Source organism: Streptomyces sp. XD-27 (genome assembly GCF_030553055.1).
In the GTDB taxonomy this organism is placed as follows: Bacteria; Actinomycetota; Actinomycetes; order Streptomycetales; family Streptomycetaceae; genus Streptomyces.
Window position 1 is genome coordinate 4,768,011 of the sequence record NZ_CP130713.1, and the last position, 11,790, is coordinate 4,779,800.

Genomic DNA, 11,790 nt, shown 5'->3' on the forward strand with positions numbered 1-11,790 from the left:
GAAGCCAGGAAGAAGCAGCCACCGTGTCTGACCCGAACGTGAACGACGCCGTCGAGTCCGTCGAGTCCGCCGAGGACGAGCTCGACATCGTCGAGGCGGCCGACGAGGACCAGGCCGAGGCTGCCGACGCCGAGGCGGGCACCCCGGCCGAGGAAGCCGCCCTCCACGAGGAGGACGAGGAGCAGCCGGCCGAGGCCGTGTCCGAGCCGTCCGACGAGGACGCGGAGGGCGCCGAGTCCGCCGAGGCGGAGGAGGCCGAGGCAGCCGAAGAGGCCGCGGTCGACCCGGTCGAGGCCCTGCGCGAGGAGCTCCGCACCCTCCCGGGCGAGTGGTACGTCATCCACACCTACGCGGGCTACGAGAACCGCGTGAAGACCAACCTCGAGCAGCGGGCCGTCTCGCTGAACGTCGAGGACTACATCTTCCAGGCCGAGGTGCCCCAGGAAGAGGTCGTCCAGATCAAGAACGGCGACCGCCGCACCGTCCGCCAGAACAAGCTCCCGGGCTACGTGCTGGTGCGCATGGACCTCACCAACGAGTCGTGGGGTGTGGTGCGCAACACGCCGGGCGTCACCGGCTTCGTCGGCAACGCCTACGACCCGTACCCGCTGACCCTGGACGAGATCGTCAAGATGCTCGCCCCGGAGGCCGAGGAGAAGGCCGCCAAGGAGGCCGCCGCGGCCGAGGGCCGGCCGGCGCCGAGCCGCAAGGTCGAGGTCCAGGTGCTGGACTTCGAGGTGGGCGACTCCGTCACGGTCACCGACGGCCCGTTCGCGACGCTCCAGGCGACGATCAACGAGATCAACGCGGACTCGAAGAAGGTCAAGGGCCTGGTCGAGATCTTCGGTCGCGAGACCCCGGTCGAGCTCAGCTTCGACCAGATCCAGAAGAACTAGCCCGTACATCGCACTTCCGGCCAGGTCAGGCAGGCGTCATCGCCTTCCTGACCTGCTCGGTTTCAGGCCTCGCCGCGATACCCGTTATCGTGGTGCGGTATGCCTGCTCGCAGGCAAAGAACCTCTCACTAGGACCCGGAGAGAGCAATGCCTCCCAAGAAGAAGAAGGTCACGGGGCTGATCAAGCTCCAGATCCAGGCCGGCGCCGCGAACCCGGCTCCGCCGGTCGGCCCCGCGCTGGGTCAGCACGGCGTCAACATCATGGAGTTCTGCAAGGCCTACAACGCCGCGACCGAGTCGCAGCGTGGCATGGTCGTGCCGGTGGAGATCACGGTCTACGAGGACCGCTCCTTCACCTTCGTCACCAAGACTCCGCCGGCCGCCAAGCTGATCCTCAAGGCCGCGGGTGTGGAGAAGGGCTCCGGCGAGCCGCACAAGACCAAGGTCGCCAAGATCACCCGCGACCAGGTCCGCGACATCGCCACCACCAAGATGCCCGACCTGAACGCCAACGACCTGGACGCCGCCGAGAAGATCATCGCCGGCACCGCCCGTTCCATGGGCATCACGGTCGAGGGCTGACAGCCTCCGTAAGACCTCTGTGGCAGGGCCAGCGCCGGCCCGGACCACGACTCCACGCCTTTCACCACAGGAGTAGAAGTGAAGCGCAGCAAGACTCTCCGCGCTGCGGACGCCAAGATCGACCGGGAGCGTCTGTACGCCCCGCTCGAGGCCGTCCGTATCGCCAAGGACACCTCCGCGACGAAGTTCGACGGCACCGTCGAGGTCGCCTTCCGCCTGGGCGTCGACCCGCGCAAGGCCGACCAGATGGTCCGCGGCACCGTCAACCTTCCGCACGGCACCGGCAAGACCGCCCGGGTCCTGGTCTTCGCGACCGGTGACCGTGCTGCGGCGGCGGAAGCCGCGGGCGCCGACATCGTCGGCTCCGACGAACTGATCGACGAGGTCGCGAAGGGCCGTCTGGACTTCGACGCCGTCGTCGCCACCCCGGACCTCATGGGCAAGGTCGGCCGCCTGGGCCGCGTGCTCGGTCCGCGTGGTCTGATGCCGAACCCGAAGACCGGCACGGTCACCCCGGACGTGGCGAAGGCTGTCACGGACATCAAGGGCGGCAAGATCGAGTTCCGCGTCGACAAGCACTCGAACCTGCACTTCATCATCGGCAAGGTCTCGTTCGACGAGACCAAGCTGGTGGAGAACTACGCCGCCGCGCTGGACGAGATCCTCCGTCTGAAGCCGTCGGCCGCCAAGGGCCGGTACGTCAAGAAGGCCACCATCACCACCACGATGGGCCCCGGCATCCCGGTCGACCCCAACCGCACCCGCAACCTGCTGGTCGAGGACGAGGCCGTCTGATCCGCACCGACTGATCAGGTCTGACGTCAGGCCCGGAACCTCCCTGTGAGGTTCCGGGCCTGACGTGTTGCGCCGCCCGCGCGCCCCGGCAGAGCCGATTTGCCTGCCCCGGACCGTTCGCGTACGCTTCCACAGAAGCCAAAGACCGCTGGTCGTTGCCGTGTGCTCGTGAGAGGGCGCGGCGGCCGAAGGATCCGCTGAAACCGCGGACGGCCCGCGCAGGTGATTGTGGATGTGCTCCCGGACAGTTCCGTCAAGGATTCCGTCTGGTCGAGCCACGCCCCGAGCGCCTGCGCCGGGGCGTTTCGTTTACCCAGCCCCTTCTGAGCGGTCCTCATCACCCGGAAGGAGGCCGACGCTCTATGGCAAGGCCCGACAAGGCTGCCGCGGTAGCCGAGCTCGCGGAGCAGTTCCGCAGCTCGAACGCCGCCGTGCTGACCGAGTACCGGGGTCTCACCGTGGCGCAGCTCAAGACGCTGCGTCGTTCGCTCGGTGAGAACGCCCAGTACGCCGTGGTGAAGAACACGCTGACCAAGATTGCGGCCAACGAGGCCGGGATCACGCTCGAGGACCAGCTCTTCGCTGGCCCGACGGCTGTCGCCTTCGTCACCGGTGACCCGGTGGAGTCGGCGAAGGGTCTTCGTGACTTCGCCAAGGACAACCCGAACCTCATCATCAAGGGCGGTGTCCTTGACGGTAAGGCGCTGTCCGCCGATGAGATCAAGAAGCTTGCGGACCTCGAGTCCCGCGAGGTTCTGCTCTCCAAGCTGGCCGGTGCCATGAAGGGCAAGCAGTCCCAGGCTGCCTCTGTCTTCCAGGCGCTGCCGTCGAAGCTCGTCCGCACCGTGGACGCGCTTCGCGCCAAGCAGGACGAGCAGGGCGGTGCCGAGTAATTCGGCTCGCACATTGACCGCAGCCGCAAGGCGGCGGTCGAAGCGGGCCGAACGTACGCCCGCCGACATGTAACTCCGGCACCAGCCGAATTAGTGGAAGGATCGCCCATCATGGCGAAGCTCAGCCAGGAAGACCTGCTCGCGCAGTTCGAGGAGATGACCCTCATCGAGCTCTCCGAGTTCGTGAAGGCGTTCGAGGAGAAGTTCGACGTCACCGCCGCCGCTGCCGCGCCGGTCGTCGTCGCCGGTGGTGCCGCTGGTGGCGCCGCCGCCGAGGCCGCCGAGGAGAAGGACGAGTTCGACGTCATCCTCACCGGCGCCGGCGAGAAGAAGATCCAGGTCATCAAGGTCGTGCGTGAGCTGACCTCCCTGGGCCTGAAGGAGGCCAAGGACCTCGTCGACGGCACCCCGAAGCCGGTCCTCGAGAAGGTCGCCAAGGACGCCGCGGAGAAGGCCGCCGAGGCCCTCAAGGGCGCCGGCGCCTCCGTCGAGGTCAAGTGACCTCGGTAAGTCTCTGACTTACGTCCACCGGGCCGCAGCTGCGGTGACGGCGGGCAACCGCAGGGCGATCACCCGTTTGGGTGGTCGCCCTTCGGCGTTCCCGCGACGGCTGCGTTGCCTTCGCGGCGCCGGGAGGTATGGTGATCTTCGTTGCCCGCCACCGCGCCACTGTGACGATCTCGCGGTAGTGGAGGGCCTTGACGAACGGCACGCAGCGCGCAATTCTCAGGACGCGACGCCAGACCGATCCCGGGTTCGAGGCATGGATCGTCGGCGGAGTGGGCAGTATCGGGATGCACCTTCCGGAGGAAGAGGTGGGAGCAGCGCACCGGTCTTGGAAGACCCTGCCCTGGACATCAGTGGGCCAAGTGGCTACACTGACCCTTTGCGCTGCCTGTTAGCTGCCCTCTGCCCGTCACCAGGGGCATGCCCACCGTTGAGCACAGCCGATTGAAATGCCCTGACCTGGGATTTCCCTCCCTGTGGTCGCGATGGGACCGGTACGCGCGTAGTGAGTCCGAGCCCTCGGAAGGACCCCCTCTTGGCCGCCTCGCGCAACGCCTCGACCGCCAATACGAACAACGGCGCCAGCACCGCCCCGCTGCGCATCTCCTTTGCGAAGATCAAGGAACCTCTCGAGGTTCCGAACCTCCTCGCGCTGCAGACCGAGAGCTTCGATTGGCTGCTCGGCAATGCCGCCTGGAAGGCTCGCGTCGAGGCTGCGCTGGACAGTGGTCAGGACGTCCCCACCAAGTCCGGACTGGAGGAGATCTTCGAGGAGATCTCCCCGATCGAGGACTTCTCCGGGTCGATGTCGCTGACCTTCCGCGACCACCGTTTCGAGCCGCCGAAGAACTCCATCGACGAGTGCAAGGAGCGCGACTTCACGTACGCCGCGCCGCTCTTCGTCACCGCGGAGTTCACCAACAACGAGACCGGTGAGATCAAGTCCCAGACGGTCTTCATGGGCGACTTCCCGCTCATGACGAACAAGGGCACGTTCTGCATCAACGGCACCGAGCGTGTCGTGGTCTCGCAGCTTGTGCGCTCGCCGGGTGTCTACTTCGACAGCCAGATCGACAAGACCTCCGACAAGGACATCTTCTCCGCCAAGATCATCCCGTCCCGGGGTGCCTGGCTGGAGATGGAGGTCGACAAGCGCGACATGGTCGGTGTCCGTATCGACCGCAAGCGCAAGCAGTCCGTCACCGTCCTGCTCAAGGCGCTCGGCTGGACCACCGAGCAGATCCTCGAGGAGTTCGGCGAGTACGAGTCGATGCGCGCCACCCTGGAGAAGGACCACACCCAGGGCCAGGACGACGCGCTGCTCGACATCTACCGCAAGCTGCGTCCGGGCGAGCCGCCGACCCGCGAGGCCGCGCAGACGCTGCTGGAGAACCTGTACTTCAACCCCAAGCGCTACGACCTGGCCAAGGTCGGCCGCTACAAGGTCAACAAGAAGCTGGGTGCGGACGCTCCGCTCGACGCCGGTGTGCTGACCACGGATGACGTCATCGCGACGATCAAGTACCTGGTCAAGCTGCACGCGGGCGAGACCGAGACGGTCGGCGAGAACGGCTCCTCGATCGTCGTCGAGACCGACGACATCGACCACTTCGGCAACCGCCGCCTGCGCAACGTCGGCGAGCTCATCCAGAACCAGGTCCGCACGGGTCTGGCCCGTATGGAGCGCGTCGTCCGTGAGCGGATGACCACCCAGGACGTCGAGGCGATCACGCCGCAGACCCTGATCAACATCCGGCCGGTCGTCGCCTCCATCAAGGAGTTCTTCGGCACCAGCCAGCTGTCCCAGTTCATGGACCAGACCAACCCGCTGTCGGGTCTGACCCACAAGCGCCGTCTGTCGGCGCTGGGCCCGGGTGGTCTCTCCCGTGAGCGGGCGGGCTTCGAGGTCCGTGACGTGCACCCCTCGCACTACGGCCGCATGTGCCCGATCGAGACGCCGGAAGGCCCGAACATCGGTCTGATCGGCTCGCTCGCCTCGTACGGCCGGGTCAACGCCTTCGGCTTCGTCGAGACCCCGTACCGCAAGGTCGACGAGAACGGCGTCGTCACCGAGACGGTGCACTTCCTCACCGCCGATGAGGAGGACCGCTTCGTCATCGCGCAGGCCAACGCCCCGCTGACCGACGACAACCGGTTCGAGGAGGCCCGCGTCCTGGTCCGCCGCCGCGGCGGTGAGATCGACTACGTGGCGCCCGCCGACGTGGACTACATGGACGTCTCGCCGCGCCAGATGGTGTCGGTCGCGACCGCCATGATCCCGTTCCTCGAGCACGACGACGCCAACCGCGCGCTCATGGGATCGAACATGATGCGCCAGGCCGTGCCGCTGATCAAGGCCGAGGCGCCGCTGGTCGGCACCGGCATGGAGTACCGCTGCGCGGTCGACGCCGGCGACGTCATCAAGGCCGAGAAGGACGGTGTCGTCCAGGAGGTCTCCGCCGACTACGTGACGGTGGCCAACGACGACGGCACGTACACCACCTACCGGGTGGCCAAGTTCTCCCGCTCGAACCAGGGCACCTCCTTCAACCAGAAGGTCGTCGTGGACGAGGGCGCGCGGGTCGTCGAGGGCCAGGTGCTCGCCGACGGTCCGTCCACCGACAAGGGTGAGATGGCGCTCGGCAAGAACCTCCTGGTGGCGTTCATGCCGTGGGAGGGCCACAACTACGAGGACGCGATCATCCTCAGCCAGCGCCTGGTGCAGGACGACGTCCTCTCCTCGATCCACATCGAGGAGCACGAGGTCGACGCCCGCGACACCAAGCTCGGCCCCGAGGAGATCACCCGGGACATCCCGAACGTCTCCGAGGAGGTCCTGGCCGACCTCGACGAGCGCGGCATCATCCGCATCGGCGCCGAGGTCATCGCCGGCGACATCCTGGTCGGCAAGGTCACTCCGAAGGGTGAGACCGAGCTGACCCCGGAGGAGCGCCTGCTGCGCGCGATCTTCGGTGAGAAGGCCCGTGAGGTCCGTGACACCTCGCTGAAGGTGCCGCACGGCGAGACCGGCAAGGTCATCGGCGTCCGCGTCTTCGACCGCGAGGAGGGCGACGAGCTGCCGCCGGGCGTGAACCAGCTGGTCCGCGTCTACGTCGCGCAGAAGCGCAAGATCACCGACGGTGACAAGCTCGCCGGCCGCCACGGCAACAAGGGCGTCATCTCCAAGATCCTGCCGGTCGAGGACATGCCGTTCCTGGAGGACGGCACCCCGGTCGACATCATCCTCAACCCGCTGGGTGTCCCGTCCCGAATGAACCCGGGACAGGTCCTGGAGATCCACCTCGGCTGGCTGGCCTCCCGCGGCTGGAAGGTCGAGGGCAGCGAGGAGTGGATGCAGCGCCTGCAGGCGATCGGCGCCGACGAGGTCGCCGCCGGCACCAACGTCGCCACCCCGGTCTTCGACGGTGCGCGCGAGGACGAGATCGCCGGTCTCTTCGAGGCCACGATCCCGAACCGCGACGGCGACCGGCTGGTGCAGCCCTCCGGTAAGGCCCGGCTCTTCGACGGCCGCTCCGGCGAGCCGTTCCCGGACCCGATCTCGGTCGGCTACATGTACATCCTCAAGCTGCACCACCTGGTGGACGACAAGCTGCACGCCCGCTCCACCGGCCCGTACTCGATGATCACCCAGCAGCCGCTGGGTGGTAAGGCTCAGTTCGGTGGCCAGCGCTTCGGTGAGATGGAGGTGTGGGCGCTGGAGGCTTACGGCGCCGCGTACGCCCTCCAGGAGCTGCTGACCATCAAGTCCGACGACGTCACCGGCCGTGTCAAGGTCTACGAGGCGATCGTCAAGGGCGAGAACATCCCGGAGCCCGGCATCCCCGAGTCCTTCAAGGTGCTCATCAAGGAGATGCAGTCCCTGTGCCTCAACGTGGAGGTGCTGTCCAGCGACGGCATGTCCATCGAGATGCGTGACACCGACGAGGACGTCTTCCGCGCTGCGGAGGAGCTCGGCATCGACCTGTCCCGGCGCGAGCCGAGCAGCGTCGAAGAGGTCTGACGGGTCTGGCGGGAGCTCCCTCGTGGAGTTCCCGCCGTCCCCGGACCCCCATCAGACCAACACAGCGCCCCTCATCTCGCTGACGCGAGGGGCACGACCCCTGAAAGAGGGATTGACGACAAGTGCTCGACGTCAACTTCTTCGACGAGCTGCGGATCGGCCTGGCGACCGCGGACGACATTCGACAGTGGTCTCACGGTGAAGTGAAGAAGCCGGAGACGATCAACTACCGCACCCTGAAGCCCGAAAAGGACGGACTCTTCTGCGAGAAGATCTTCGGTCCGACCCGGGACTGGGAGTGCTACTGCGGTAAGTACAAGCGTGTCCGCTTCAAGGGCATCATCTGCGAGCGCTGCGGCGTCGAGGTCACCCGCGCCAAGGTGCGTCGTGAGCGGATGGGCCACATCGAGCTGGCCGCTCCCGTGACCCACATCTGGTACTTCAAGGGCGTTCCGTCGCGGCTGGGCTACCTGCTCGACCTCGCCCCGAAGGACCTGGAGAAGGTCATCTACTTCGCCGCCTACATGATCACGTGGGTGGACGACGAGCGCCGTACGCGCGACCTGCCCTCGCTGGAGGCCCACGTCTCCGTCGAGCGTCAGCAGATCGAGCAGCGCCGCGACGCCGACCTGGAGTCCCGCGCCAAGAAGCTCGAGGCCGACCTGGCCGAGCTGGAGGCCGAGGGCGCCAAGGCCGATGTACGCCGCAAGGTGCGCGAGGGCGCCGAGCGTGAGATGAAGCAGCTGCGCGACCGCGCGCAGCGCGAGATCGACCGGCTCGACGAGGTGTGGAACCGCTTCAAGAACCTCAAGGTCCAGGACCTGGAGGGCGACGAGCTGCTCTACCGCGAGCTGCGCGACCGCTTCGGCACGTACTTCATGGGCGGCATGGGCGCCGCCGCGCTGCAGAAGCGCCTGGAGTCCTTCGACCTGGATGAGGAGGCGGAGAAGCTCCGCGAGATCATCCGGACCGGCAAGGGCCAGAAGAAGACCCGTGCGCTCAAGCGCCTCAAGGTCGTCTCCGCGTTCCTGCAGACCCGCAACAGCCCCAACGGCATGGTGCTGGACTGCATCCCGGTGATCCCGCCGGACCTGCGTCCGATGGTGCAGCTGGACGGTGGCCGCTTCGCGACCTCCGACCTGAACGACCTGTACCGCCGTGTCATCAACCGCAACAACCGCCTGAAGCGGCTTCTCGACCTCGGTGCGCCCGAGATCATCGTGAACAACGAGAAGCGCATGCTCCAGGAGGCCGTGGACGCGCTCTTCGACAACGGCCGTCGTGGTCGCCCGGTCACGGGCCCCGGCAACCGTCCGCTGAAGTCGCTGTCCGACATGCTCAAGGGCAAGCAGGGTCGCTTCCGTCAGAACCTGCTCGGTAAGCGAGTCGACTACTCGGCGCGTTCCGTCATCGTCGTCGGCCCGCAGCTGAAGCTGCACCAGTGCGGTCTGCCCAAGGCCATGGCGCTGGAGCTCTTCAAGCCGTTCGTGATGAAGCGCCTGGTGGACCTCAACCACGCGCAGAACATCAAGTCGGCCAAGCGCATGGTCGAGCGCGGCCGCACCGTCGTGTACGACGTCCTCGAAGAGGTCATCGCCGAGCACCCGGTGCTGCTGAACCGTGCGCCGACCCTGCACCGTCTGGGCATCCAGGCCTTCGAGCCGCAGCTGGTCGAGGGCAAGGCCATCCAGATCCACCCGCTCGTCTGCACCGCGTTCAACGCGGACTTCGACGGTGACCAGATGGCCGTGCACCTGCCGCTGTCCGCGGAGGCGCAGGCCGAGGCCCGCATCCTGATGCTGTCCTCGAACAACATCCTCAAGCCGGCCGACGGCCGTCCGGTGACCATGCCGACCCAGGACATGGTGCTGGGCCTGTTCTTCCTCACCACCGACGAGGAGCAGCGCGAGGTCAAGGGCGAGGGCCGTTCCTTCGGCTCGACCGCCGAGGCGATCATGGCGTTCGACGCCCGCGAGCTGTCGCTCCAGGCGAAGATCGACGTCCGCTTCCCGGTCGGCACGGTCCCGCCGCGCGGCTGGACCCCGCCGGCGGCCGACGAGGCCGACGAGTTCGGCGTGGGCGCCTGGCAGCCGGGTGACAGCTTCCGGCTCCGTACGACCCTGGGCCGGGCGCTCTTCAACGAGCTGCTGCCCGAGGACTACCCGTTCGTCGACTACTCGGTGGGCAAGAAGCAGCTCTCCGAGATCGTCAACGACCTCGCCGAGCGCTACCCGAAGGTCATCGTCGCGGCGACCCTGGACAACCTGAAGGCGGCCGGTTTCCACTGGGCCACCCGGTCCGGTGTCACCGTCGCGGTCTCCGACATCGTCGTCCCCGAGGCCAAGAAGGCCATCGTCGCGGGCTACGAGGCGCAGGACGAGAAGGTCCAGAAGCAGTACGAGCGCGGTCTGATCACCAAGGACGAGCGCACGCAGGAGCTCATCGCGATCTGGACCAAGGCGACCAACGAGGTCGCCGAGGCGATGAACGCGAACTTCCCCAAGACGAACCCCATCTTCATGATGGTTGACTCGGGTGCCCGAGGAAACATGATGCAGATGCGGCAGATCGCCGGTATGCGTGGTCTGGTGTCGAACGCGAAGAACGAGACCATCCCGCGGCCCATCAAGGCATCGTTCCGCGAGGGTCTGACCGTGCTGGAGTACTTCATCTCCACCCACGGTGCCCGTAAGGGTCTCGCCGACACCGCTCTGCGTACCGCCGACTCGGGTTACCTGACCCGTCGTCTGGTCGACGTCTCGCAGGACGTGATCATCCGCGAGGAGGACTGCGGCACCGAGCGCGGCCTCAAGCTGGCGATCGCGGCCAAGGGCGCGGACGGCGTGCTGCGCAAGGCGGACGACGTCGAGACCAGCGTGTACGCGCGCTGCCTCGCCGAGGAGATCGTCGTCGACGGCAAGGTGCTGGCCCCGGCCGGTACCGACCTGGGCGACGTGCTCATCGACGAGCTGGTCCGGCACGGCGTGGAGACGGTCAAGACCCGCTCGGTCCTCACCTGCGAGTCCGCCGTCGGCACCTGCGCCATGTGCTACGGCCGCTCGCTGGCCACCGGCAAGCTGGTCGACATCGGTGAGGCGGTCGGCATCATCGCCGCCCAGTCCATCGGTGAGCCCGGTACCCAGCTGACGATGCGTACCTTCCACACCGGTGGTGTGGCCGGTGACGACATCACCCAGGGTCTGCCGCGTGTCGTCGAGCTCTTCGAGGCCCGTACGCCCAAGGGTGTCGCCCCGATCTCGGAGGCGGCCGGCCGCGTCCGGATCGAGGAGACCGAGAAGACCAAGAAGATCGTCGTCACCCCGGACGACGGCTCCGACGAGACCTCCTTCGGCGTCTCGAAGCGTGCCCGTCTGCTGGTGGGCGAGGGCGACCACGTCGAGGTCGGCCAGGCGCTGACCGTGGGTGCCACCAACCCGCACGACGTGCTGCGCATCCTCGGCCAGCGCGCCGTCCAGGTGCACCTGGTCGGCGAGGTCCAGAAGGTCTACAACTCGCAGGGTGTGTCGATCCACGACAAGCACATCGAGATCATCATCCGGCAGATGCTGCGCCGGGTGACGATCATCGAGTCCGGCGACGCGGAGCTGCTGCCGGGCGAGCTCGTGGAGCGCTCGCGCTTCGAGTCCGAGAACCGTCGTGTGGTCACCGAGGGCGGTCACCCCGCCTCCGGCCGTCCGCAGCTGATGGGTATCACCAAGGCCTCGCTGGCGACCGAGTCGTGGCTGTCGGCGGCGTCCTTCCAGGAGACGACCCGGGTGCTCACCGACGCGGCGATCAACGCCAAGTCGGACTCCCTGATCGGCCTCAAGGAGAACGTCATCATCGGTAAGCTCATCCCGGCCGGTACGGGCCTGTCCCGCTACCGCAACATCCGGGTCGAGCCGACCGAGGAGGCCAAGGCCGCGATGTACTCGGCCGTGGGCTACGACGACATCGACTACTCGCCGTTCGGCACCGGCTCCGGCCAGGCGGTGCCGCTGGAGGACTACGACTACGGTCCGTACAACCAGTGAGTAGCTGAGTGAAGGGCGGCCCCCTGCTGGGGGGCCGCCCTTCGGCATTTCCGGGGCCTTGC

General features: G+C 67.1%; 7 protein-coding genes. All 7 read left to right on the forward strand.

Annotated features, from left to right (window positions below; translation table 11 throughout):
* Positions 1 to 23: 23 nt before the first annotated feature.
* Positions 24 to 896: a transcription termination/antitermination protein NusG gene (nusG, locus tag Q3Y56_RS20630; protein ID WP_304463352.1), complete on the forward strand. Its 873-nt coding sequence runs from the start codon at positions 24 to 26 to the stop codon at positions 894 to 896.
* Positions 897 to 1,043: 147 nt separating this feature from the next.
* The gene (gene rplK, locus Q3Y56_RS20635) at positions 1,044 to 1,478 is read left to right on the forward strand and encodes a 50S ribosomal protein L11 (RefSeq protein ID WP_030412999.1); all 435 of its coding nucleotides are present in this window, start codon (positions 1,044 to 1,046) and stop codon (positions 1,476 to 1,478) included.
* A 78-nt stretch (positions 1,479 to 1,556) separates the two neighbouring features.
* Positions 1,557 to 2,273 (forward strand): 50S ribosomal protein L1, encoded by a 717-nt coding sequence (gene rplA, locus Q3Y56_RS20640; RefSeq protein WP_304463353.1) that lies wholly within the window; start codon positions 1,557 to 1,559, stop codon positions 2,271 to 2,273.
* Between the two features lie 362 nt (positions 2,274 to 2,635).
* Positions 2,636 to 3,166, forward strand: coding sequence for a 50S ribosomal protein L10 (gene rplJ / locus Q3Y56_RS20645; protein WP_304463354.1), 531 nt, complete (start codon positions 2,636 to 2,638; stop codon positions 3,164 to 3,166).
* Positions 3,167 to 3,277: 111 nt separating this feature from the next.
* Complete coding sequence (gene rplL / locus Q3Y56_RS20650; RefSeq protein ID WP_304463355.1) at positions 3,278 to 3,667, forward strand: 50S ribosomal protein L7/L12; 390 nt, start codon at positions 3,278 to 3,280, stop codon at positions 3,665 to 3,667.
* 541 nt (positions 3,668 to 4,208) lie between these two features.
* Positions 4,209 to 7,694 carry a DNA-directed RNA polymerase subunit beta gene (gene rpoB / locus Q3Y56_RS20655; RefSeq protein WP_304463356.1) on the forward strand — a complete coding sequence of 1,162 codons (3,486 nt, stop codon included), beginning with the start codon at positions 4,209 to 4,211 and terminating at the stop codon, positions 7,692 to 7,694.
* A gap of 122 nt (positions 7,695 to 7,816) precedes the next feature.
* The gene (locus Q3Y56_RS20660) at positions 7,817 to 11,728 is read left to right on the forward strand and encodes a DNA-directed RNA polymerase subunit beta' (RefSeq protein WP_304463357.1); all 3,912 of its coding nucleotides are present in this window, start codon (positions 7,817 to 7,819) and stop codon (positions 11,726 to 11,728) included.
* The last annotated feature ends 62 nt before the right edge of the window (positions 11,729 to 11,790 follow it).